The sequence below is a fragment of the Parashewanella sp. 2210YD4-3 genome, assembly GCF_056591735.1.
In genome coordinates this window covers 1-23,060 of the sequence record NZ_JBWQOG010000006.1, presented here as the reverse complement: position 1 = coordinate 23,060, position 23,060 = coordinate 1, and the positions used below count along the sequence as shown (strand labels likewise).

Sequence of the window (23,060 nt, the reverse complement as noted above, 5' to 3'; positions counted from 1 at the left end):
CTCTTTCAAAAAGTAACATCACGATAGCTCGCATTTTAGCGTGGGAATGTGATTAATACCAACAAAAAGGCCGCCATTTAGGCAGCCTTTTTTTCAATTACAGAACTAACTTACGTATATCTGACAATACACCGGATAGTGTTACCGCAAAGCGTGCGGCCATGGCACCATCAATTACACGGTGATCGTAAGATAATGACAGTGGCAACATCAGACGAGGTTCAAAGTCTTTGCCGTTCCACTTCGGTTTCATTTCCGACTTAGATACACCAAGAATCGCTACATCTGGGTAGTTCACGATTGGGGTAAACGCCGTACCACCAATACCGCCTAAGCTTGAGATAGTGAAGCAGCTGCCTTGCATGTCAGCGGCTTTTAGCTTGCCATCACGCGCTTTAACAGACACTTCCGTCAACTCTTTAGACAGCTCAAGTACACCTTTTTGGTCAACGTCACGGATAACCGGAACTACAAGACCGTTTGGCGTATCAACGGCAATACCAATGTGAACGTATTTCTTCTTGATCAGCGACTCACCATCTGGGCTTAAACTTGAGTTAAACACAGGGAATTGCAGTAGTGCATTCGCGGCCGCTTTCATCATAAATACAAGCGGAGTGATCTTAACGCCAAGCTTTTGCTTCGCTAACAGTTCGTTTTGCTGCTTACGGAAGGCTTCAAGTTCAGTGATGTCGGCTTCGTCAAACTGCGTCACGTGTGGGATGGTTACCCAGTTGCGGTGCAAGTTTGGACCAGAGATCTTTTGAATCCGGCTTAACGGCACTTCTTCCACTTCACCAAATTTCGCAAAATCAACCTTAGGTGCAGCAATCACGTGCAAACCACCTTCGCCACCAGCACTTGGTGCAGCGGTCGCTTTAGGACGAGACAGCTCGTATTTCACGTAAGCTTGTACGTCTTCTTTAACGATACGACCTTTACGACCGGTACCTGTCACTTGAGTTAAATCAACACCAAACTCACGTGCAAGACGACGAACGGCTGGTGATGCATGAACCACTTTACCGCTTACCGCAGGTGCTTTAGCACTTGGGTGATGAGGTACTGGAGGTTGTGCCGCTGGTGCAGGCGCAGCTGCTTTTGGTGCTTCAACCGCTTTTGGCGCTTCAACGTTCGGCGCAGACGCAACAGCTGGTGCTTCACCTTGTGTCTCAAGCGTGATCACTAACGTACCTTCCGATACCTTGTCACCTTCTTTAAGCTCAACCGACTTAACGATACCCGCTTTTGGCGATGGTACGTCCATAGTAGCTTTGTCAGTCTCAAGGGTCACAAGACCTGCATCAACGTCAATTTGGTCACCAACGCTAACCAGAATTTCAATCACTGGAACGTCAGTGTCGCCACCAATGTCTGGTACGGTTACGTTGATCACTTCAGATGCCGCTGGGGCAGCAGGCGCCGTTTCAACAACAGGAGCAGGCGCAGCTTCAGCTTTAGGTGCTTCAGCAACGGGTGCTGGCGCTTCAGCGGCTGGAGCCGGTGCTGCTTGCGCATCACCTGACTCAAGCTTAGCAATAAGTGCACCTTCAGAGATGGTGTCACCCACAGCGACTTTAAGCTCTTTTAACACACCCGCAAATGGCGCAGGAATGTCCATGGTCGCTTTATCGCTTTCAACGGTTAGGATCGCATCATCTTCACCTAAGCTGTCACCGATAGCGCCACAAATTTCAATAACTTGTACTTCGTCCCCACCGATATCAGGAACAAGAACGTCTTTTAACTCAGCCATGTCTTAATTCCTCTTATGCGTGTTGTGGGTTAACTTTGTCAGTATCGATACCGTATTGCTTGATGGTGTCAGTCAATACGTTTACTGGTAGTTCGCCACGGTCAACAAGGCTCTTCAGTGCAGCTACTACGATGAACTTAGCGTCCACTTCGAAGTGGTGGCGCAAGTTAGCACGGCTGTCAGAGCGACCGAAACCATCAGTACCTAGCACTTTATAGTCGGTTGGCATGTAGTTACGCAGTTGCTCACCGTAGATCTTCATGTAGTCAGTAGCCGCAATTGCAGGGCTGTCTGCTGAAATCACTTCGCAGATGTAAGGCTTCTTCGGCGTAGCTGTTGGGTTAAGCATGTTGTAACGTTCAACGTCTTGACCATCACGAGTTAGCTCGTTGAAGCTGGTGACTGAGAATACGTCAGTCGTGATACCGAAATCTTTCGATAAGGCTTCAGCCGCGTTGCGAACTTGCTCAAGGATAGTACCTGAGCCCATAAGCTGTACTTTACCTTTACCAGAACCTTCAAGCGTCTCTAGCTTGTAGATACCTTTCTTGATGCCTTCTTCCGCGCCTTCTGGCATCGCAGGCTGAACGTAGTTTTCGTTCATGGTGGTTAGGTAATAGAAGATGTCTTCTTGCTCACCGTACATACGACGGATACCGTCTTGAACGATAACGGCAATCTCATAACCGTAAGTAGGATCGTAAGTCACACAGTTCGGGATGGTATTTGCCAAAATGTGGCTGTGACCATCTTGGTGCTGTAAACCTTCGCCGTTAAGCGTTGTACGACCTGAAGTTCCACCCACTAGGAAACCACGGGCTTTCATGTCACCCGCTGCCCACGCTAAGTCACCAATACGTTGGAAACCGAACATTGAGTAGTAGATGTAGAATGGGATCATTGGCTTGTCGTTCACCGAGTAACTGGTGGCCGCTGAAACCCAAGATGACATTGCACCTAGCTCGTTAATACCTTCTTGGAGTACCTGACCTTTCTTGTCTTCACGATAGTAAGCCACTTGATCTTTATCTTGTGGAACGTACTTTTGACCTTCGTGAGCGTAGATACCTACCTGACGGAATAGACCTTCCATACCGAAAGTACGCGCTTCATCAGGAATGATAGGAACGATGTTCTTACCAATTTGCTTGTCTTTTAGCAGTGAAGTCAGAATACGACCGAATGCCATCGTCGATGAAATTTCACGACCGTTTGAGCCTTTCAGTACATTATCAAAGGTGCTCAGTGCAGGTACTTGCATCTCTTCAGAGAATTTCTCTAAACGCTGCGGTACAAAACCGTGTAGCGTTTGACGACGCTCAAGCATGTACTTCACTTCAGGTGAGTCCATACCTGGGTGATAAAATGGAATTTCTTCTAGCTTGTCATCTGGTACTGGGATGTTGAAGCGATCACGGAATTCACGAATAGAATCAACCGCCATCTTTTTCACGTTATGAGCGATGTTTTTACCTTCACCCGCATCACCTAGACCATAACCTTTAACGGTTTTCGCTAGAATAACCGTTGGGCGACCTTTGGTCTTTTTGGCTTTATCAAGAGCAGCGTAAATCTTAACAGGATCATGACCACCACGGTTTAGACGCCAGATGTCATCATCAGACATGTTCGCTACCATAGCAGCAGTTTCTGGGTACTTACCAAAGAAGTGTTCACGAGTATACGCGCCACCTTTAGCCTTACAGTTTTGGTATTCACCGTCCACGGTTTCTTCCATTAACTGCAGCAGCTTACCGCTGGTGTCAGACGCTAACAGTGGATCCCAATAACGACCCCAAATCAGCTTAACCACTTGCCAGCCAGCGCCCGCGAAGGTGCCTTCAAGCTCTTGAATGATCTTACCGTTACCACGAACAGGACCATCTAGACGCTGTAAGTTACAGTTGATGATGAAGACTAGATTATCAAGCTCTTCACGTGCCGCTAAACCAATCGCACCTAATGCTTCTGGCTCATCACACTCACCGTCACCTAAGAAGCAGTATACGGTTTGCTCTGAACAATCTTTGATACCACGGTCAGTCAGATATTTAAGGAAGCGTGCTTGGTAAATGGCTTGGATAGGACCAAGACCCATAGATACCGTTGGGAACTGCCAGTAATCACCCATTAATTTTGGATGTGGGTATGAAGATAGACCTTCACCATCCACTTCTTGACGGAAGTTGGCTAGCTGATCTTCAGTTAAACGACCTTCAAGGAAAGAACGAGAATAGATCCCCGGAGCGATGTGACCTTGGAAGTAAACTAAGTCACCGCCGTCTTTTTCATTTGGACCACGGAAGAAGTGGTTAAAGCACACATCATAGATAGTAGCACTGGATGCGAAACTTGAAATGTGACCACCAAGCTCTAGATCTTTTGCCGACCCACGCAATACCATTGCCAAGGCATTCCAACGTACTAACGCGCGAATGCGGTGTTCCATTTCTTGGTTACCCGGCATCTGTGGCTCTTGGCCCGCAGGGATAGTATTTAAGTAAGCGGTTGTAGACTTATAAGGCAGATAAGTTCCGTTACGACGCGCCTTGTCGATCATTTTTTCTAGTAAGTAATGCGCACGTTCAGGACCTTCTTGTTCCAATACCGCTTGCATGGCTTCAAGCCATTCCTGAGTTTCTAATGGATCTACGTCTTGTAGTAAATCTTCAGACATGACACTGTCCTTCTTTCTATTTATATACGACGACAAAGCCCGCGCTTAGTCATTGCTCTTTAAACGGCGCAGACTGCGTTGCAACCTGCTGTTTTCTTCCCGTGTCGACAACATGATTTCTTCAATATAGCTAAGGTGCTTATTGGAAGCTTCGCGTGCCTCATGGGGGTTTCTAGCTACAATCGCTGCCAGCAGACCACGGCGATGGTCATTAGCCATTTGGGCGGCTTCTGGACGACGATGCAGTAACACTAAATTTTCAGCTACGTTTTTATGTAAAACAGGTTCTAAGCTTAGTACCAAATGCAACATAGCGACATTGTGGGAAGCTTCGGCAATGGACCGATAGAAATTCACAATCGCTGTAGCCTTTTGCTCAATCTCTGTCGCTTGTTCTACTTCGACAATGCAGCGCTTAATGGACTGCAAATCAGCATCGGTACCGCGAAGGGCAGCAAAATAGGCCATCATGCCTTCAGTGGCATGACGAAACTCCAATAAATCATACTGACTTTCTGGATCGCTTTGCATCAGCTCAACAATAGGATCAGCCATACTCTGCCAAAGCTGAGCTTTAACAAAGGTGCCTCCACCTTGACGACGACTCAGTAAGCCTTTGGCTTCTAATTTCTGAATCGCTTCACGCAGTGACGGACGAGACACGTCAAACTGCGCCGCGAGCTCACGCTCAGGCGGTAGCTTTTGCCCCGGCTGTAAACTGCCTTCAAGGATCATTTGTTCCAGTTGACCCATGATGACATCAGAAATTTTCGGCTGGCTGACCTTGCTGTATGCCACGTTATCCTTCCTATTTATATGAACTTAGAACCAGTACATATAAGCATAGCGGTTAATATGTAAATTGGTCTTACCAATTTTTTTGAGTTGCAGCACTTTAGCAAATGGAAATGTTAAAGTCTACACAATGGAAAAAACGTGGGGTGTGATCCATGACTCAAATCCTTTTATCGTGTGAATTAGAGGGGATTCATCAGAGCGGTCTGACCAATTACATCGCATGAAAAATAATTCACTTTTGTTCAAGTCACGAATCGATACAATCTAGGTAAATCGTTAAGCTTTCACAGGATTCTCATCATGGCCGCCATTTCAGCTTCTTCAGAATTACCCCCGCAACTACAAGGAAACGAGAACCTCCTCGACCAAATGCTCTTAACCCAAGAATATAAAGCGCTTTCTCAAACGTTACAGCGAACGGCTGTCACGTTTGTAAGCACTGTACCTGCTGCAAATATAGATAAACTGTTAACACAGCTTGCTTTACTAGACACACCAGAGCCCCCCAAAGGTGAGAACTTTACCCGAATCGCCTCAGCGATTATGCAATGTGTTCCTGAAGAGCATCACGATAAATTGACTGAATTTGCCAAAATCCAAGAAGCTAAACTAAATCCTTTGACAGAAGTGGCCATTGAAGGCAGCAATCAAATAGAGGGTACTAAACAAGAATCAATGACTGGTTTCGAAGCTCTATTTAGTAAGCTATTAGCCGTCAGGAATCAGCAAAAGGATGACGGAGAGGATCTTCTCGCTGACGACCCTTGGACAGCAGATTTATTTTCCGGGATCCAAGAAATTATGCAAGAAACCGAATCAGAGCATCAGCAAGTAAAACAAGTAATCATTGAGTTTCCTGATTCCATAAAGCTGTTTTGTGACATTGTACTTCACAACCAGTTGCCCAGCTGAGCAAATAAATACTGTTGGCTTTTCACTTTTGGGGAAAGTAACACTCCAAAATAGTTATTGACCTATTTCAAGAGGTTAACGTTATGGCTTCACCTAATACAGGGGTATCACCAAGCTTACAACTAAAAACGGCATATACAAATGAATTCCTCACAGGAGCAGAAGTTAACACGATAAAAGTCGCGGCAAGCTTAGAAGAACTTTCTAGTTACACTAATGTTTTCTCACGAGTGTATAATTTTACTCAAACCTCTAATAAAGCAGATGCTGTAGAAGCGTTTTTTCATTTAACTCATGCCGACAGTGGCAGAGAAATGGCTCCCCACTTAGCCAAATTAAATGACCTCCTCGCCAGGCAAAACGAACTCGCATACGCTCCGACGTTACACAATGGTCACATCAAAACAGGCATTAAATTAATCGTAAAACACAGTGGCACCTATGCTCGTCCACCAGAAGAGAATGTACTTGTATTACCGAAAGAATGGGAGGTAACTCAAACACTCAATTTATCAGCCTATAGCAATGACGGCAATACTGACCAGATACAGCAAGAAAGCAGTGACAAAACGAGAACACCTGACATCTCTTGGCCTTGGTTAGAAGATGACATTACTCGAAGTCACACCCAAAGTCATAAGATGACAGTACGTTGGAGAAAATGGATGCTCAATGATGTTCCTCTTCCCCAATCCAACTGGACATTACCGCAAATTGACGCATTTACGGGAGATGAAAGAGAAAACCAGCACAATTTTATTCAATTGGTATTCCCCTCTACAGAATGCAGCCGCCACAACCCTAAAGCACCATTGTTAACCCAAGAAATGGTATTGGACATCCAACATGACAAACGACTGCAACGTGAAATATTCAAGCAGTTCAATGCCATGCTAAACCATTGGGGGATCAAACTGACAGATGGAGGGTTTGAAGAAGATCTTACTGATGCGCGACAAATCGCTAACTTCGACAAACGAGTCAATAACTCTCATGGTTTCGATCACAATTTCCTAAGGATCACACGTGTTATCACTTTTCTAAAACAATCAGGATTTGAAACCTTAGCCACAGACTTTAACAGCTTTTTACAACACTACACCACCCCACAAAGTGAAAATACCCACTTTGCTACAACCAAAGAATTCTGGGCTGAAGCGGCAAAAAAACCAAATTTAGGACCGAAAAAACTCGAGGTGAGTGATTTTGTGTTTAAACCGTTACAAAACCCTTAGTTAAATATACTCGTATATTTCGACATAGACTTTGCTATAGTGTTTAAAAATCGACAAGCAAGATCTCAATGGCACGTACTTTTCGCGATGGCTGGCACCAAAGCGCTACACATCGACATTCTTCTCACTTTAATAAACGACCTAATAATGAAGTCAGCTTATTAGTAATACACAATATCAGCTTACCTGCCGAGCAGTTTGGTACATCCTATGTTGATGACTTATTTATGGGCTGCTTAGATTGCCAAGCCCATAAAAGCTTTTCACAACTACAAGGCCTGAGAGTATCGGCTCACTTCGTTATTTTTCGTGATGGTACATTACACCAATATGTATGCTGTGATGACAGAGCATGGCATGCAGGTGTATCTGAGTTTAAAGGGCGCGAGAACTGTAATGACTTTGCCATCGGCATAGAGCTTGAGGGCAGTGACCACCAGCCTTTCTCTGAACAACAATACCAATGCTTGATTTCATTAACTCAGGACATCATGCAAGCGTACCCCCAAATAACTTCAGAGCGCATAACAGGTCATAGTGACATTGCCCCGAACAGAAAAACCGATCCAGGCCCCTATTTTAATTGGAATTATTATTTATCTCATTTATCCTAACGGAAAGGATAAGCTCAGTTTGGATGAACAGAAATGGCATTATTTTCACTATTGATAGCAATATTTGTAGAACGTATGAAATGGGTGTCAACGTCGTTTCAAATTGATGCAATACTCGAACGATTTCATCGACTGTTCATTGGTGATAATTCACTGACCTCTCCGTTATTTTTACTCTTGGGTTTGACCCTTCCTACCATTGTTATGGCGGTACTGCTTTGGTTAGCACAAGGTGTGTTATGGGGCGGCATCAGTTTATTGCTCTGGGTGATAGCGGCATCCATTTGTTTTAGTCATACAGAGCTTCGTGACATTTTCAAACAATTTATGCAATCCGCAAGTAATGGTGACGTGCAAGGGTGTTTTCGTTTTGCCGATCAACTTGATTGTCACCAAAAGTTGGATGCCAGTGGGGAAAAAGAATTAGGAAAAAAAGTCGGGCAAAGTGTCGCATGGCTCAATTACCGTCACTATGGCGCGATTGCAATTTACCTTGTGTTACTTGGACCTGTTGGTATTGTATTTTACAGCACCATTCGCTTTTATGCGGATAAAGCAAGAAAAGAGCAAAGAACGCTCCCCATCTTATCTAACCTATTTTTCATTGTAGATTGGATACCCAGCCGCATTTTTGCGTTTGGTTACCTTCTTAGTGGACACTTTTCTTTGGCGTTAAGCACATGGATATCTCGCGCCAGCAACCCAACCTCTTGTGCCAGAGATATTATTACTGAAACCGCGCTTGCGGCTGAAATGTTACCAGAAAAATCAGATTCACCAGTGTGTATACAGTCAACCTTAGCTTTACTTACGTTAACCAAACGCACATTTATTTTGTTAGTGGCCTTATTGTCGTTACTTACGATTTTTGGTTGGGTGAGTTGATCGTATTCAAAAACCGAATGTGAAATTCAGCTGAACTAGCTTCAGAATTAAGGGTTGCTTTAAAGCTTACTATCTCTTCTGCTGAATTTTCCCACTCTTGTTCTACCGTTAACCAGCGTGAAGCTTGTTCTTTTCTTTGCAGTTCAGTCGTCGACTTTAATATTGTGATGATTTTCATTTCAGCCAAACTCACTATAACTTGCGCTGCAGTTAATTCTCTTTTAACAAACGCCTGTTTTTCTTCATTAATTTGCGCTGCGCTCTTTGGTGGACGATTTTCAACACTCTTTTCACTCTCGATTTCTTTAGGTAATTGAGGAAAAAAATCAATAATAGTATTTACCACTGAAAGATATTGTTTCAACCGCCCAACTTTTCTTTTAACTTCATCGCCATGCTGCTTTTTAGCCTGCGTTAAATCCGTCATCTCTAACTCAATCGAGATTTTAAAATCACTGAACATTCCTATTTTTAAGCCATCACTCGCGATACAATAATCTGGTAACCAACCACAGTCTTCATACCATGTGGTAATACCGTCAGCGATTTTACCCGTGACGAGCTCAAACAATACTTGAGTACATGCATCAATATACCGTTTTTTTTGTTGATGCTTTCCAACAGCCACCATATCTGCTTTATATTGCTGATGTGCAGTGCTCCTAACTCGTTCTAGTACTTCTTCACTGAACACCGAAGCCTTTGTTTGTTGCACATGTGGGTGTTGTTCTTGCTCTGGTTGGCTCTTTTGCTCTGAAATCTCTTGTTTAACAACTTTAGGCGGCAATAGACTTGGATTGTCACAGTGACGCTTTCGATTAGAGAGCACAGATGCTTGAGAGCGACATTTTGAACTATCCAGTTCAATTTTGGGTATAGGGTTCAAAGGATGAGCTAGCGTAACCAATGCTTGTGTATTTAAATGACAATCAAAGCTGGAAGTGTGTGTAATACGACACAACCATACTTTAGAGCCGCTCTGCTCAGGCAGCATCATTAATTTACTCTGAGCATGAGGATACAAATAACTATTAATGAAGTGGATCAAAAAGTTATGATTCGTGGTTGAGTGACAATCAATGAGCTGGCGGAAGAATCCTTTTATGGCGGCGTGTTTTTCAGGGCTTGAGTTTGAATATAAATAGGCCTCAACCGCGACAATGGACTGATAATCTTCATCAGGTATGTGTAAATCTAATTCAGCGGAGACAGAGTCTGCCATCTTTGTTATGTCTTTCGTTTCGACAGATAGGCTCATGTTGCGATAAGATATTGATTTTAGAGAACTTGCTTCTAATTATCGGAGATTTATCGTCTTAATGTCGTGAAATTTTGTTTATAAACTCGCAGTAAAACCTCAATCACACTTCAAATCTTCATGCGCAGTGATCAATATGATACCCTTGCGCCATTAGCGACACTCCAACAGGATTGTGCTGTTTTACTTTGGTTTTGCAAGGATTTCCACTCATGCTCGAAAATGACATTCGACTCTCTGTAACCACAGCTTTAAACGAAGATCTTGGCTTGACGCCAGCCGCAAATAATACGGCAAGTTTGCGGGCGCAACAGTTACTTGAAGCCGATATTACCGCATCTCTTATCCCCACAGATAAGCAAGCTCAGGGTCATTTGATCACCCGTGAAGATGGGATATTTTGTGGTAAAGCATGGGCAGAGCAAGTATTCAATCAATTGGGTGGCGAAGTCGTACTACATTGGCATGTCGATGATGGCGATCTTATCGTCGCCAACCAAGTGCTGTGTGAATTTGAAGGTCCGGCTCACGTGATCTTAACCGGTGAACGCACCGCCATGAATTTTATTCAAACGCTATCGGGCGTTGCCACTCTCACAAAATTATATGTCGATAAACTGGCAGGAACGAACACAAAACTATTGGATACTCGTAAAACATTACCGGGTATGCGCCTAGCTCAAAAATATGCGGTCACTTGCGGCGGTGGTCACAATCATCGTATCGGCTTATTTGATGCCTTTCTTATCAAAGAGAACCACATTTTAGCCTGTGGTGGTATTGCTCAGGCGGTTGAAACTGCCCGTGGTAATCATCAAAACAAAACGGTAGAAGTGGAAGTCGAATCACTTGATGAACTCAAACAAGCGCTTGAGGCCAATGCCGATATCATCATGCTGGATAACTTTGATGTCACCATGATGCTCGATGCCGTGCAAATCAATAAAGACTATCAAGCTCAAGGTGGCGGTGCTAAGTTGGAAGTTTCAGGAGACGTTACCCTAGATACTATTGGTAAATTTGCTGAAACGGGTGTTGATTTTATTTCGGTTGGCGCCTTAACCAAACACGTTAAAGCATTAGATTTGTCGTTAAGATTGAAATAACGATCTTAAAACTCGTGATACTTAAAGATGCAACTTTCAGGTATTACGAGTATAAAGAGCAAAGCTAGCACCCGTTGTTACCTTTGGCTTTAATTTTGTAGAAGCCTTTGATGCCTGCTTTGGTACTGAAGTAGGATTACCAAAATTTTATTTTAAAGACTCCTGTTTGCTAGGTAAGTTTTCACCTTGCTCAGCTCTCATTGAGATAACACAGCTTTCATGCTTGCACAGAATCACTTTCAACGTCTCCCATAACCAGCTCCGCAAGGAGCTTATTCTCCAATGGCGTAAGCCCACCCACCAACTCTATTTTTGCACCAGCTTTCAATAAGGCTGACACTATCCGCTCTTTACCATATTTAACGGCTAGACTCAAAGGAAACAGGCCCATGCTGTTAGGTATATTAACATCGACATTTAGCGCAAGTAGCTGATTTTCAATATCCAAACTGTCTGTTTTATTGCTCAATGCCAAATGTAACGGAGTATTCCCGTTCCCCATCGGCTTATTAGCACAAGTTGGATCCCGTTTAAGTAGCTCTTTCATCAACTTCGGCATATTATGCGCTGCCGCGAAGTGCCAAAGATTCTGTCCAACTATCAAGGTATTAGTATTGGCACCCTTATCAATTAAATGCAGTGCAACCTTTTCTTGAGAAACAGAGTTAACGTTCGACTTGTTCTTCATGAACGCACACATTAATGGAGTGTGACCATTATGAGACCCATTAATATCCAAACCGCTAGCAAGCAGTTGATCAATCACCGCTATTTTTCCTTCTATCACAGCCCAAACTAAATGATACGTCGTAGGGGTAAAGCCTTCCGACATCATAGTGGCGACTATCGTGGCCGCGTTCTCTGGCTGCTTCGGTTTCAATGCATTTTCAAAAGGCGAAGGTATACCTGGCACCTTAAAATCAGCGGGGACTCCTTTACACAAATAATCTTTTATCGCATCGTAATTGGCATCGTGGACACTTTCGCTATAGTGCTTAAGTTCCGAAAAAAAGGCTTGAATATGAAACCGCTCAGAACCTGAATATGGATCTGAAGTTGAAAGAGGGCCAACACTAAGCTTTGCAACGAACTCCTGATGAGATTGAGTACAGGCTTTGTTACAAACTGGACAAACACGATGCTCACTATAGACCTCATACGTATTGCTGCCTAAAACAACGCTAAAAACACCATTTGTGTGTGCTCTATGAACTGTTTTTAAGCGTGATTGCACGACTTGATCAACTAACTGTTGATAAATAACTTGAACATGGGCACCGACTTCAACTTTAGGGGTTGCCATACACTCTCCGTAAAAAACACGGGATCTTGTTTAATAGTGTATAGGTAGAAGGTTAAGCCACACTCAGTCTAAAAATGAAACTTGCTTCATTTAAACTAGTGTCATTCCTGCATAAGCTGCAAATGAAATAACGACTGTTTTGTATGTCGATAGTCGTAAAATAAACAATAGAAAATAAGGGACAACAGCGTATTGTCCCTTATAGCTAGGTTAACTTAACAAGCTTTATTTCTTTTTGATGTTGAAGTGCGCGCTTCATGACTGGATTTGTCGCAGCCCATGTTCCTCTTAATGCTTCCTCTTCACTTGGGGCAGAGTCTAATTCTACGATTTCCGCGTCCTCAAACTCCTTGATAAGGCAGTGTTTCTGTTCTTCAAACGACAGTTCATGAATATCTGGATACGAAGCTTTAGGGAAGGTCTCTAGTAGTACTTGTGATAACTTAGGGTGCATTCCAGATCTCTTTGGTGCCAATTTATCCTCAAACCCTACTTTTGCACCAGCCTTTAATAAGGCTAACACAATATCATTTCTGCCTTTATGGACTGCCATACTCAAAGGTAATCGACCTTTGCTGTCAGACTCATTAACATCCACGTCTAGAGCAAGTAGCTGATTAACAATATTCAAACTGGGGTTATTAGTGGTTAATACAAGATGTAATGGCGTATCTCCATTTTGTGTGGGTCTATCGGCATTTTTTGGGTGTAGCTGAAGCAACTTTTCTGTTAAATTCGGCATATTGCATTTTACCGCTTGGTGCAAAAGAATACTTTTATCCTCCCGCATAAAAATCTTAGTGTTAGCACCTTTAGCAATTAAATGCAGTGCCACTTGCTCGCGCGTAACATTGGTATGATAACAATCTTCAGAATTTTCTATCGCATGCAAAATTGGAGACCGGCCGTTGAATTGTTCATTAATGTCTAGCCCCGCAGAAAGTAACTTGTCGATCACCTTTAGCTGACGATGTGTCACAGCTAAATACATATGGCGTGATGTTGGGGTAAAATTGCCAGTAAACATGGTAGTTACCATAACGATGGCTTGATCTGGGTCTCGCCTCATGACTTGTTCAAAAGGTGAATCCAAACCTGGCACTTCAAAATCAGCGGGTAACATTGTAAACAAATACTCTTGCATTCCCTGATAAGCACAGCCTCTGACACTAACACTGTATCGCTTAAGTTCTGTAAAAAAACTTTCAATTTGATGGCACGCAGGGTCGTCATAAGGATTGATAGGCGAAAAATAATCGGTGTCGAGTTTTGCGAGATACCCTGTATGAGACATCGTTGCTCTACCAGCCTCATTACGAGGTCCATAATAACGTTCTTCTCGTCGAACGACAAACCTCTTGTTGTTTAAAACAACCGTAAAGTCTGAGCTATGAAGGCCAGGATAAGGGGTCAGACGAGACTCCATCACCTGCTGGGTCAGTTCTTGATAAATGGCTTTTACATGGTCACCAATTTGGACTTGAGGTTTTGCCATAACTCCTCCGACATACGACATACTGTAAAGCAAGTGTAACGCCACAAGATGAAACCAACCCCGATCAATCAATGAAATATAGTTTACAAACCTGCACAACCAAACACTTTATCTAAACTCATACCTCAAATTCTGTATAATCCATCCGCTCTTCTGCTTTTATTCCATTCAATAATTGACCATTAATGATTTCAACCAAGGCCCTTATTCTTTCATTATTGGCACAATTCATAAGTGCAATGAAGCTTTGCCTGAAACTGTCATCATATTGCTCATAATCGACATGCACCTCCACTTTAATAAAAGCGCTATAAATCTTACGTGCCCGAATGCTTTTTGCATGGCTCTTTCCATTTTCGTGTTCAATGTGTTTCACGCACCGAACCAATGATGCTGTGGTTTGCTGAAAAAACGCTTCCATTTCCGTTAAATCTTGCTCCTCCCATAGAAATTCAAGCATTTCTTTATCGAGATCAGACGAGGTTCGATCATGACTTCTCCGATTCTCTCTGTTTTCCCTTGTAGCGTTGTCATGGCGGTGAAAAGCCTCTAAATTAAAGCGCGACATTGGCTGTCTACCTATGACGTGTAATACTTGATACGTCTCAGATGGAGAGCTTTCTGTACTGCCTACATGAAAAACACCATCAAGCAAAGAAAGTTCAAGCTGAGGAAGCTGCTGTGCCGCATCAAGCAACTCAGGAAAGGGGATATTTCTCCCTGTCGGTGCAGGAAGGCTGGCGCTCAGTCCACTTAAATCGAAGCTCATGGTTAACACTCACGACCAAAAAAGGTAGGTTAATCATACCGTTTCATTACCACAAAAAAGATTAAGTTTTATTTATTGAATGTGCGTTCACATTGGCTGTGTCGTTATCTTTCCCTCACTCTATTAAGAACACACTCAAACTATAAACCTAAAAACAGTGTCAAAATCGCGACATGTACATTAAACAGTCAATATTTTGTTACTTCATCTTTATTAAACCAAGCCAATTCATCGAAACACATCACTTTTTGATCAAATAAACTTCAAAGAAATACATAATTCACACAATTTAGCTAAATTAATATTCCAATTTCAAAGAATTTATAATACTTTTTACTGAGTCAGCGAAAAACGAAATTTTGGGTACGTGTAACATTACTGAAACACTTAGGTTTCTGATATACTGACCAACAGCCGCTAAGCCATGGCTAAAAATAAGGAAGAACAACGCAATTTGGAACGCGTGCGGCAATAACATTAATCAGCAGTGTTACCAACAATGTTAAAATTAATGTTTTACAACGAGCTAAGGCTCTAAACTCTAATATGCAACAGGTTTTAAGAGCAGAGCCCTTAGACCTAACGAATTTGACAAAACGGAGAGTAACCATGAAAGGTATGAAGTCCATGAAAGGTACTAAGGGTTTTACCCTAATTGAATTAATGATCGTGGTAGCGATTATTGGTGTGTTGGCAGCAGTAGCGTTGCCTGCTTATCAAGATTACACAGCACAATCCCAAGCTGGTTCAGCTTATGGTGAAGTGTCATCTCTTAAATCCCAATATGAAGTATCTATGAATAAGGGGGTTTCTCCTTCTTTAACAGCTACAGCAAAAGGCTATGTTGGTCAAACAGCAACTGGTGGAACTTATTGTGGCTTAGCACTAGTTGCTTCAAATGGAGGCTTAGAGTGTACGATTAAGGGCGGTAATGCTTCTGTAAATGGTAAAAAAATCACTCTTGGTAGGACTTCTGCAGGTGTATGGTCTTGTTCTTCAGACCTAGACGATAAGTTCCTTCCAGGTAACTGTACTTAATCATCATAATATTTAATTTTGACAAGGCAGCTCTGCTGCCTTCTTAACTTTATCTAAAACCAAAATAAACCAATCAAAGGACTGATTTACTTAATGCCAGTTTGCTTCATAATAATAACAAATACATTCATTTAAAGGGCCGCGTTACCTATGCCACAATCCGGTCTTCATATTGCTTTTTCTACTTTACTGCTGCGTCAGCGACTGATTGATGATCAGCAGCTTGATAACCTCGTTAAATCCGCCAAAAAACACCAGCTCACCTTTATTCAAGCCTTAATTCATGACGGTATATTAACCGCCAAAGAGATCTTTGAGTTGGGGCATCAGGAATACCATACGCCTAAAATGGATTTGGCTGAATTTGACATAACGACTATTCCTGAGCAATTTCTCAATTTAAAGTTGATTGAGCGTCACCGTTGCTTGCCACTATTTGAAAAAAATAACCGTTTGTATGTGGCCACATCCGACCCAACTTATTTTCGCGCCCTAGAAGACTTCCAGTTTAATTTAGGCAAACACACCGAAGCGGTGTTAGTTGAAGACGACAAGCTCACCCACGCCCTTGATAAAGTGCTAGAAGATGATTTATCCAGCCTTGATTTATCCGACATGGACGAACAGGCGCTAGCAGGCGTTGAAGTCGCGGAAACAGATCGTAAAGATGACAACGATAACGACGGCAAAGACGATGCGCCGATTGTTATTTACATCAACAAGATTTTGACCGATGCCATTAAAAAAGGCGCATCGGATTTACACTTTGAGCCTTACGAAAAACGTTATCGGATCCGCTTTCGTGTTGATGGTGTACTCCAACAAATCTCTGAGCCGCCAATTTCACTGGCCAGCCGTATTGCCGCCCGTTTAAAAGTGATGTCAAAGCTGGACATTGCTGAACGCCGTGTGCCGCAAGATGGTCGTATCAAGCTAAGAGTCAGCCGTAAGAAATCTACTGACTTTCGTGTCAGTACCCTGCCCACCATTTGGGGCGAAAAAATCGTAATGCGTATTTTGGACTCAGAATCCGCAAAACTGGGTATTGAAAAACTCGGCTATGAGCCAACTCAACAAAAAATGTATACCGATGCGCTTGCTCAGCCGCAAGGTATGATTTTGGTTACAGGGCCAACCGGCTCTGGTAAAACCGTTTCTTTATATACTGGCTTAAACATTCTTAATACCGAAGAGCGCAATATTTCCACCGCTGAAGATCCAGTAGAAATTAACTTAGAGGGCGTCAACCAAGTCCATATTAATACTAAAGCGGGCTTAACCTTCGCTTCGGCGCTGCGTTCATTCTTACGACAAGATCCTGATATCGTTATGGTCGGTGAGATCCGTGACTTAGAAACGGCCGAAATAGCCATTAAAGCGGCACAAACCGGACACTTGGTGTTATCGACCTTACATACCAACTCAGCCGCTGAAACCTTAACTCGTTTATCCAATATGGGGGTTGCGGGCTATAACATTGCCAGTTCGGTCACCTTAATCATCGCACAGCGTCTCGCTCGTCGTCTATGTGAGCACTGTAAAGCGCCCGAAGATGTACCTATACCTGAATTACAGCGTCTTGGCTTTAGCGAACAAGACATCGACAGTAAATTTACCGTTTATAAACCCGTTGGCTGCGACAAGTGCACCGCAGGTTTTAAAGGTCGTGTGGGTATTTATGAGGTCATGAAAATGTCTGGTGAACTGGCTAAATGTATTATGGAAGGCGGCAATTCACTGGATTTACTTGAAATCGCCAAGCAAGAGGGTATGGACACCTTACGGGAATCTGGCCTTAGTAAAGTCGTTCAAGGCATTAGCAGTATTAATGAAATCAACCGAGTTACCAGCTTTTAACATCACTAGGAATAACACACATGGCATTGGCAGCGGTTTCTTCCAAAAAGTCAAAAAAGAAAAAGACTAAATCGAAAGAGCCCAAAGTATTTACCTTTGAGTGGAAAGGCAACAACCGTGAGGGCCATAAAACTCAGGGTGAGCTTCAGGCTGCCAGTGTGGCTGATGTTCGAGTTCAGCTGCGTAATCAAGGGGTTGTAGTCAAGTCGGTTCGAAAAAAAGCTAAGCCTTTATTTAGTGGTGATAAACCGATAAAGGCGATTGATATCGCCATGATCACTCGCCAGATTGCCACCATGTTATCGGCAGGTGTTCCTTTAGTGACCACCATCGAAATGCTGGCGAAAGGCCATGATAAGCCCAAGATGAGAAACCTACTCGGCAGCATCTTAAATGAAGTCCAGTCGGGTGTACCTCTTTCTGATGCACTGCGCCCCCATGGGCGTTATTTTGATGATCTATATGTCGACTTGGTGGCGGCGGGTGAGCACTCAGGTGCACTTGATACCGTATTTGATCGTATTGCAACTTACCGTGAAAAGTCTGAAGCGTTAAAATCTAAAATTAAAAAAGCCATGTTTTATCCGATCGCAGTCATCATTGTTGCCATGGCGGTCACCGTCGGTTTGCTGCTATTTGTGGTACCTCAATTTGAGGAAATCTTCCGTGGCTTCGGCGCTGAATTGCCCGCCTTTACCCAACTGGTGTTAGGCATTTCTCGTTGGCTACAAGAATGGTGGTGGGTGTTTGTCATAGGCATTATTGCGGGTGGAGTATCCTTTGTGAATGCTCACCGTAAATCACAACAATTTCGCGATCAAGTCGATGCATACTTACTTAAAATCCCCTTAATTGGTGAAATTCTCCATAAGGGTGCGATGGCACGTTTTGCTCGCACTTTGGCTACCACTTTCGCGGCTGGTGTCCCCTTAATTGAAGGCTTAGAGTCTGCCGCAGGTGCATCAGGTAATGCTGTTTATCGCAATGCCTTATTAAAAGTGCGCCAAGAAGTGATGACAGGTATGCAAATGAACATGGCGCTGCGTACTACCAATTTGTTCCCCGATATGCTGATACAAATGGTGATGATTGGTGAAGAATCTGGCGCTCTAGATGATATGCTTAATAAGCTAGCCAACATTTACGAAATGCAGGTAGATGATGCTGTAGACGGGCTTTCCAGTTTGATTGAGCCTATCCTTATGGTGGTCATCGGTGGTATTGTTGGTGCTCTAATTGTCGCTATGTACCTCCCCATTTTCCAAATGGGACAAGTGGTCAGCTAAAACCCCTATTGTTAATTTTTTACCTAGGATTTAAGACCTAGGAGCAAGCAGCTAGGATTAAAATGAACCAACTGATATTAATATTCTCCGAGCAGCCAGCCTTATTTATTGGGCTGGCTTTTGTTTTCGCCGCATTGCTGGGCAGCTTTTTAAATGTGGTGATCCACAGACTGCCCGTAATGATGAAACGTGAATGGCAACAAGAATGTAATCAGTATCTAAGCGAATATCAGCCAGAGATTGTTAAGCAAGTTGGAGAGCAAGCACTGAATAAGCCGATTGATGGCTTTCCGGAAACCTATAATTTAGTTGTTCCTACATCAGCTTGTCCCAAATGCAATGCAGGCATAAAACCTTGGCATAATCTCCCTATTGTGGGCTGGTTGCTACTTAAAGGTAAATGCGCCCAATGTTCGAATACAATTTCGGCTCGCTACCCTATCATTGAGTTATTAACGGCCAGTTTAATTGCGGTATTGGCTTGGCACTTTGGACCAACTCTGCAATTTGCCAGTGCAGCCTTGTTAACCTTTGGGTTAGTCGCTTTAACGGGCATCGATCTTGATGAAATGCTTTTGCCTGATCAGATCACTTTGCCATTGTTATGGTTGGGGCTGCTGCTGAACCTTAACGATCACTTTACGGATCTAAACAGTGCATTGATTGGCGCCGCCGCAGGGTATTTGAGTTTATGGTCCGTCTACTGGCTATTTAAGATGCTAACAGGTAAAGAAGGCATGGGATATGGTGACTTTAAGCTCATGGCCGTGTTTGGAGCTTGGCTTGGCTGGCAAATGTTACCTTTAGTTATTTTACTATCTTCTGCAGTGGGTGCTGTGATCGGCATTGCTCTGATCCTTACCAAAAAACTCCATTCGAACAACCCAATTCCTTTTGGACCTTACATAGCGCTGGCGGGTTGGATTGCCTTAATTTGGGGCCAGCAAATTGTAGATTGGTATTTGGCTAATTTCGTATGAGTCAGTTTATTATTGGATTAACCGGCGGCATTGGCAGTGGCAAGTCCACCGTCGCCGATTTATTTGCTGAACAAGGCATTGATATTGTCGATGCCGATATTATTGCCAGAGAAGTGGTGGCATCAGGTAGCAAAGGTTTAAGAGAAATTACTGAACACTTTGGTAGCGAAATACTACTGGAAAACGGCGAACTCAATCGCAGTGCCTTGCGGGAAATCGTTTTTAATCATCCAGAACAAAGACATTGGTTAAATCAGTGCCTACATCCTAAGATCCGTCAGCGCATGTTAGATCTGGTTAAAAAATCTTCTAGTGTATATACTTTATTGGTTGTCCCCTTGCTATTTGAGAATGGTTTGGATAGTTTAGTAAATCGCACTTTAGTAATTGATATTACAGAAGAACAGCAAATTAAGCGTACAGCATCGAGAGACAGCAGCAGTACCAAAATTGTAAAAAATATAATAAAAAGCCAAATGTCACGGAAAGACAGGTTATCGAAAGCCGATGACATTATTAGTAATCAGGGAGAGATACAAGACTTAGAGCAAGCAGTTATAGCTCTGCACAGAAAATACCTAACTTTATCTGAAAAAAGCTAACGATACTTTATGACGGAACTCATATACGAACAGCCACTGAATGAAAAAATACGTTCTTTTTTACGCTTGGAATACTTAGCTGAGCAACTTGAGTTCAACTTAAAAAAAGATCACCAACATGCCTGCTTTTACCCGTTGTTTTCACTTTGGGAGTTGTGTGAACGCTGCGATTACCGCAATGATGTCATCAAAGAGCTTGATAAGCATCTTAACCAACTCCAAAAATGGCAACAACTACCTGATACCGACCACAACCATATCACCGATCTGATTGACCGTATAACAGAGAAAAGACAAAATATTTCGCAGCTATTTAGACCTTGCGAACCTCTTAAAGCCGATCGCTTTCTCACTGCCATTAGGCAACGATTCAGTATGCCAGGCGCCAGTTGTAATTTCGATTTACCCCAACTGCATTTTTGGTTAGCTAAGCCATGGGCAGAAAGGCAACGCGAGTATCAGGTTTGGGTTGCTCACTTCATGCCACTTCTTAAGGCCGTGAAGCTGTTATTGGAGTTAACCCGCAATTCTACAGAGTTTCAACCACAAACAGCGGAAAGCGGATTTTATCAAGGTAATGGTGATAACCTATCCTTAATTCGAGTTCGTTTATACGCCAATCCAACCAGTTACCCTACCATCAGTGGCAACCGTAATCGCTTTGCTATCCACTTCATGGATTTTGGACCGCAAAAGCATTTTGATGGTAATGTGAATTTTGAACTGGCAACTTGTCGATAAAAAATAATAGTAACACCACATTCGTTTTAGGTTACCATCTCCATTATTTCTCAATCAAAGAGTGTAATATGCCATTAACGGTACAATGCCCTACCTGTCAAACCGAGGTTGAATGGACAACACAACAGCAGTTTAAGCCCTTTTGCAGTGAGCGCTGTAAATTAATTGATCTCGGTGATTGGGCCACAGAAAAGCACGCGATTCCTGTAAAGCCAGAGTTTGATCTTCAACAGCTTGATGAACTTGGCTACGACGAGCCTGATTTTTTTAAGGAAAACTCATGAAGCGTATTCATGTTGCTGTTGGGGTGATCATAAACCCACTAGGTCATATCCTCATTGCTAAGCGTCCTGATCACCTACATCAAGGCGGTAAATGGGAATTTCCGGGCGGCAAGCTAGAACAAAACGAGTCTACCTCGCAGGCATTAATCAGAGAACTCAAAGAAGAAGTGGCGATTCAAGCCAATGAAACTAGGCCGTTTATGAAGCTGTGCTTTGATTACCCTGATAAACAAGTATTGCTAGATATCCATCAAGTGACTGACTATAAAGGAGAAGCGGAAGGCTTAGAGGGACAAGAAGTAAAGTGGGTTAGCAAAAGTAACTTAGTAAAATATCAATTCCCAGATGCTAACCAACCGATTATAGAAAAACTTAATCAACAAGATTAACTTGCTGCTTAACATTCGCCGAGAACTTCAAGCTCGGCTGATTGTAGCCATCAATTTCAATCGTTTCTCCAGTCTTAGGGTTTCGACCTTGCTTAGGTAAATGATAGCGAAGTTCAAAAGTACCAAATTGAGGTAAATATACTTTCTCTCCCTCTGATAATGCTTTTGTTAATTGAAACAGTATCGCATCCAACGCAGATTTAGACACTTTCTGAGAAGACTGTGACTGTTCAGCCATAAACTTAACGAGCTCTGATTTATTCATACTGCAACTCTAATGTCATGCCTTAATAAAAATAGAGCGTGAAGTTATCACAATCGTTATTATCTTTCCAAACAGAAAATTACAGCAACCTAAAAATGAATAGCATATAAATTACCGAACTATTTACTCACTGCCTAAAGAATATACATTTGATACAGAGGATTAGATTTATAAGAGAGATAGGCAAATGAATAACGTATCCCTTCTGCGAGTGGCAGTCTTAGTAAGCTCAGCTGTCTTTTGTTCCTATGCTACTGCAGCAACATCTAACACTAATATTAGCACTAACAATTTCACACATTTCAAATCAGGTAAACAGCTCTGTGAGACCGTAATGAAACAAAATAAGTTGATCAAATCTTGCATGCCGTTATTCAATTTCGATAAAGCGGTAAAGATCAGCGGCCAAGTTGAAGGAAGGATCGGTGCACCAACGCTGCCACCACAAGGCGTTTATGGTTTTTATGGTGAGGAAGGCACAAAGTCATTAGTCATCATTGTGACTAATCTTGAAAGTGGGAAAATCATCTATTCCGGTAAATCACTCAATATGCAAGGGCTCAAGTGCAATGCTAATTACTGTATACCATGGGAATAGGCATAGAGATGATACTGACTGAACTGTCGCTCTAATGCTTTTCTTACAAACACAAAAAAGCCCCGTCATTTCTGACGAGGCTTCGTTGTATTGGCGGAGCGGACGGGACTCGAACCCGCGACCCCCGGCGTGACAGGCCGGTATTCTAACCAACTGAACTACCGCTCCAACTCTTTATGAATCACCGCCTTGGCAGTGTATTCAAAATTGGT

At 42.9% G+C, this 23,060-nt stretch carries 22 protein-coding genes and 1 tRNA gene; 14 read left to right on the top strand and 9 right to left on the bottom strand.

Translation table 11 applies throughout. From position 1 onward, the window contains the following. Window positions 1-97: 97 nt before the first annotated feature. Genes aceF through pdhR form a run of 3 tightly spaced genes read right to left on the bottom strand, consistent with a single transcriptional unit; the run spans window position 98 to window position 5,231 of the window. Window positions 98-1,756 (bottom strand): pyruvate dehydrogenase complex dihydrolipoyllysine-residue acetyltransferase, encoded by a 1,659-nt coding sequence (gene aceF, locus AC1EU0_RS10435; protein WP_480302342.1) that lies wholly within the window; start codon window positions 1,754-1,756, stop codon window positions 98-100. A 13-nt stretch (window positions 1,757-1,769) separates the two neighbouring features. Next, window positions 1,770-4,433: a pyruvate dehydrogenase (acetyl-transferring), homodimeric type gene (aceE, locus tag AC1EU0_RS10430; RefSeq protein WP_480302341.1), complete on the bottom strand. Its 2,664-nt coding sequence runs from the start codon at window positions 4,431-4,433 to the stop codon at window positions 1,770-1,772. A gap of 45 nt (window positions 4,434-4,478) precedes the next feature. Further along, entirely contained in the window at window positions 4,479-5,231 is a 753-nt protein-coding gene (pdhR, locus tag AC1EU0_RS10425) for a pyruvate dehydrogenase complex transcriptional repressor PdhR (protein WP_480302340.1), read from the bottom strand. A gap of 300 nt (window positions 5,232-5,531) precedes the next feature. Between pdhR and AC1EU0_RS10420 the strand changes: the two genes are divergently transcribed. The 4 genes from AC1EU0_RS10420 to ampE all read left to right on the top strand — a co-directional run bounded on the left by AC1EU0_RS10420 (window position 5,532) and on the right by ampE (window position 8,877). Then, the gene (locus tag AC1EU0_RS10420; RefSeq protein ID WP_480302339.1) at window positions 5,532-6,143 is read left to right on the top strand and encodes a hypothetical protein; all 612 of its coding nucleotides are present in this window, start codon (window positions 5,532-5,534) and stop codon (window positions 6,141-6,143) included. An 83-nt stretch (window positions 6,144-6,226) separates the two neighbouring features. After that, on the top strand, window positions 6,227-7,378 hold the full coding sequence (locus AC1EU0_RS10415) for an opioid growth factor receptor-related protein (protein WP_480302338.1): 1,152 nt from the start codon (window positions 6,227-6,229) through the stop codon (window positions 7,376-7,378). A gap of 68 nt (window positions 7,379-7,446) precedes the next feature. Continuing rightward, window positions 7,447-7,992, top strand: a complete 546-nt coding sequence (gene ampD, locus AC1EU0_RS10410; protein WP_480302337.1) for a 1,6-anhydro-N-acetylmuramyl-L-alanine amidase AmpD — start codon at window positions 7,447-7,449, stop codon at window positions 7,990-7,992. Window positions 7,993-8,025: 33 nt separating this feature from the next. Continuing rightward, complete coding sequence (gene ampE / locus AC1EU0_RS10405; RefSeq protein WP_480302336.1) at window positions 8,026-8,877, top strand: beta-lactamase regulator AmpE; 852 nt, start codon at window positions 8,026-8,028, stop codon at window positions 8,875-8,877. On the opposite strand, the gene AC1EU0_RS10400 is transcribed toward ampE, so the two are convergent. Continuing rightward, entirely contained in the window at window positions 8,852-10,099 is a 1,248-nt protein-coding gene (locus tag AC1EU0_RS10400) for a hypothetical protein (RefSeq protein WP_480302335.1), read from the bottom strand. The two genes, ampE and AC1EU0_RS10400, sit on opposite strands and share 26 nt — an antisense overlap. A 248-nt stretch (window positions 10,100-10,347) precedes the next feature. Between AC1EU0_RS10400 and nadC the strand changes: the two genes are divergently transcribed. Continuing rightward, window positions 10,348-11,241: a carboxylating nicotinate-nucleotide diphosphorylase gene (gene nadC / locus AC1EU0_RS10395; protein WP_480302334.1), complete on the top strand. Its 894-nt coding sequence runs from the start codon at window positions 10,348-10,350 to the stop codon at window positions 11,239-11,241. A 217-nt stretch (window positions 11,242-11,458) separates the two neighbouring features. Here the strand turns inward: nadC and AC1EU0_RS10390 are convergent, their stop codons facing one another. The 3 genes from AC1EU0_RS10390 to AC1EU0_RS10380 form a co-directional block, all read right to left on the bottom strand. Further along, the gene (locus tag AC1EU0_RS10390) at window positions 11,459-12,544 is read right to left on the bottom strand and encodes an ankyrin repeat domain-containing protein (protein ID WP_480302333.1); all 1,086 of its coding nucleotides are present in this window, start codon (window positions 12,542-12,544) and stop codon (window positions 11,459-11,461) included. A 205-nt stretch (window positions 12,545-12,749) separates the two neighbouring features. Continuing rightward, the gene (locus AC1EU0_RS10385; protein ID WP_480302332.1) at window positions 12,750-14,039 is read right to left on the bottom strand and encodes an ankyrin repeat domain-containing protein; all 1,290 of its coding nucleotides are present in this window, start codon (window positions 14,037-14,039) and stop codon (window positions 12,750-12,752) included. A 118-nt stretch (window positions 14,040-14,157) separates the two neighbouring features. Further along, a complete protein-coding gene (locus AC1EU0_RS10380; protein WP_480302331.1) occupies window positions 14,158-14,808 on the bottom strand; it encodes a hypothetical protein in 651 nt (216 codons plus the stop codon). 618 nt (window positions 14,809-15,426) lie between these two features. Between AC1EU0_RS10380 and AC1EU0_RS10375 the strand changes: the two genes are divergently transcribed. The 8 genes from AC1EU0_RS10375 to mutT all read left to right on the top strand — a co-directional run bounded on the left by AC1EU0_RS10375 (window position 15,427) and on the right by mutT (window position 21,985). Next, a complete protein-coding gene (locus AC1EU0_RS10375) occupies window positions 15,427-15,846 on the top strand; it encodes a pilin (protein WP_480302546.1) in 420 nt (139 codons plus the stop codon). A gap of 150 nt (window positions 15,847-15,996) precedes the next feature. Next, a complete protein-coding gene (gene pilB, locus AC1EU0_RS10370; protein WP_480302330.1) occupies window positions 15,997-17,703 on the top strand; it encodes a type IV-A pilus assembly ATPase PilB in 1,707 nt (568 codons plus the stop codon). 20 nt (window positions 17,704-17,723) lie between these two features. Continuing rightward, window positions 17,724-18,989 carry a type II secretion system F family protein gene (locus AC1EU0_RS10365; protein ID WP_480302329.1) on the top strand — a complete coding sequence of 422 codons (1,266 nt, stop codon included), beginning with the start codon at window positions 17,724-17,726 and terminating at the stop codon, window positions 18,987-18,989. A gap of 62 nt (window positions 18,990-19,051) precedes the next feature. Next, a complete protein-coding gene (locus AC1EU0_RS10360) occupies window positions 19,052-19,969 on the top strand; it encodes a prepilin peptidase (RefSeq protein ID WP_480302328.1) in 918 nt (305 codons plus the stop codon). Next, the gene (gene coaE, locus AC1EU0_RS10355; RefSeq protein ID WP_480302327.1) at window positions 19,966-20,571 is read left to right on the top strand and encodes a dephospho-CoA kinase; all 606 of its coding nucleotides are present in this window, start codon (window positions 19,966-19,968) and stop codon (window positions 20,569-20,571) included. The genes AC1EU0_RS10360 and coaE overlap by 4 nt, the downstream gene beginning before the upstream one ends. Window positions 20,572-20,580: 9 nt before the next feature. Further along, window positions 20,581-21,312, top strand: coding sequence for a cell division protein ZapD (zapD, locus tag AC1EU0_RS10350; RefSeq protein ID WP_480302326.1), 732 nt, complete (start codon window positions 20,581-20,583; stop codon window positions 21,310-21,312). A 68-nt stretch (window positions 21,313-21,380) separates the two neighbouring features. Beyond that, the gene (gene yacG / locus AC1EU0_RS10345) at window positions 21,381-21,596 is read left to right on the top strand and encodes a DNA gyrase inhibitor YacG (protein ID WP_480302325.1); all 216 of its coding nucleotides are present in this window, start codon (window positions 21,381-21,383) and stop codon (window positions 21,594-21,596) included. Then, window positions 21,593-21,985 (top strand): 8-oxo-dGTP diphosphatase MutT, encoded by a 393-nt coding sequence (mutT, locus tag AC1EU0_RS10340; RefSeq protein WP_480302324.1) that lies wholly within the window; start codon window positions 21,593-21,595, stop codon window positions 21,983-21,985. The genes yacG and mutT overlap by 4 nt, the downstream gene beginning before the upstream one ends. On the opposite strand, the gene AC1EU0_RS10335 is transcribed toward mutT, so the two are convergent. Beyond that, on the bottom strand, window positions 21,969-22,250 hold the full coding sequence (locus AC1EU0_RS10335; RefSeq protein ID WP_480302323.1) for an HU family DNA-binding protein: 282 nt from the start codon (window positions 22,248-22,250) through the stop codon (window positions 21,969-21,971). The genes mutT and AC1EU0_RS10335 overlap by 17 nt on opposite strands. A gap of 334 nt (window positions 22,251-22,584) precedes the next feature. On the opposite strand from AC1EU0_RS10335, the gene AC1EU0_RS10330 reads away from it, so the two are divergent. Continuing rightward, a complete protein-coding gene (locus AC1EU0_RS10330) occupies window positions 22,585-22,848 on the top strand; it encodes a hypothetical protein (protein ID WP_480302322.1) in 264 nt (87 codons plus the stop codon). 91 nt (window positions 22,849-22,939) lie between these two features. Here the strand turns inward: AC1EU0_RS10330 and AC1EU0_RS10325 are convergent. After that, a tRNA-Asp gene (locus tag AC1EU0_RS10325) sits at window positions 22,940-23,016 on the bottom strand. Window positions 23,017-23,060 lie beyond the last annotated feature (44 nt).

Excerpts from the sequence above, each read along its gene's own strand:
- aceF (WP_480302342.1), bottom strand. The coding sequence starts at position 1,756 with ATGGCTGAGTTAAAAGACGTTCTTGTTCCTGATATCGGTGGGGACGAA.
- aceE (WP_480302341.1), bottom strand. The coding sequence starts at position 4,433 with ATGTCTGAAGATTTACTACAAGACGTAGATCCATTAGAAACTCAGGAA.
- AC1EU0_RS10420 (WP_480302339.1), top strand. The coding sequence starts at position 5,532 with ATGGCCGCCATTTCAGCTTCTTCAGAATTACCCCCGCAACTACAAGGA.
- AC1EU0_RS10415 (WP_480302338.1), top strand. The coding sequence starts at position 6,227 with ATGGCTTCACCTAATACAGGGGTATCACCAAGCTTACAACTAAAAACG.
- ampD (WP_480302337.1), top strand. The coding sequence starts at position 7,447 with ATGGCACGTACTTTTCGCGATGGCTGGCACCAAAGCGCTACACATCGA.
- ampE (WP_480302336.1), top strand. The coding sequence starts at position 8,026 with ATGGCATTATTTTCACTATTGATAGCAATATTTGTAGAACGTATGAAA.
- AC1EU0_RS10400 (WP_480302335.1), bottom strand. The coding sequence starts at position 10,099 with ATGGCAGACTCTGTCTCCGCTGAATTAGATTTACACATACCTGATGAA.
- nadC (WP_480302334.1), top strand. The coding sequence starts at position 10,348 with ATGCTCGAAAATGACATTCGACTCTCTGTAACCACAGCTTTAAACGAA.
- AC1EU0_RS10390 (WP_480302333.1), bottom strand. The coding sequence starts at position 12,544 with ATGGCAACCCCTAAAGTTGAAGTCGGTGCCCATGTTCAAGTTATTTAT.
- AC1EU0_RS10385 (WP_480302332.1), bottom strand. The coding sequence starts at position 14,039 with ATGGCAAAACCTCAAGTCCAAATTGGTGACCATGTAAAAGCCATTTAT.
- AC1EU0_RS10380 (WP_480302331.1), bottom strand. The coding sequence starts at position 14,808 with ATGAGCTTCGATTTAAGTGGACTGAGCGCCAGCCTTCCTGCACCGACA.
- AC1EU0_RS10375 (WP_480302546.1), top strand. The coding sequence starts at position 15,427 with ATGAAGTCCATGAAAGGTACTAAGGGTTTTACCCTAATTGAATTAATG.
- pilB (WP_480302330.1), top strand. The coding sequence starts at position 15,997 with ATGCCACAATCCGGTCTTCATATTGCTTTTTCTACTTTACTGCTGCGT.
- AC1EU0_RS10365 (WP_480302329.1), top strand. The coding sequence starts at position 17,724 with ATGGCATTGGCAGCGGTTTCTTCCAAAAAGTCAAAAAAGAAAAAGACT.
- AC1EU0_RS10360 (WP_480302328.1), top strand. The coding sequence starts at position 19,052 with ATGAACCAACTGATATTAATATTCTCCGAGCAGCCAGCCTTATTTATT.
- coaE (WP_480302327.1), top strand. The coding sequence starts at position 19,966 with ATGAGTCAGTTTATTATTGGATTAACCGGCGGCATTGGCAGTGGCAAG.
- zapD (WP_480302326.1), top strand. The coding sequence starts at position 20,581 with ATGACGGAACTCATATACGAACAGCCACTGAATGAAAAAATACGTTCT.
- yacG (WP_480302325.1), top strand. The coding sequence starts at position 21,381 with ATGCCATTAACGGTACAATGCCCTACCTGTCAAACCGAGGTTGAATGG.
- mutT (WP_480302324.1), top strand. The coding sequence starts at position 21,593 with ATGAAGCGTATTCATGTTGCTGTTGGGGTGATCATAAACCCACTAGGT.
- AC1EU0_RS10335 (WP_480302323.1), bottom strand. The coding sequence starts at position 22,250 with ATGAATAAATCAGAGCTCGTTAAGTTTATGGCTGAACAGTCACAGTCT.
- AC1EU0_RS10330 (WP_480302322.1), top strand. The coding sequence starts at position 22,585 with ATGAAACAAAATAAGTTGATCAAATCTTGCATGCCGTTATTCAATTTC.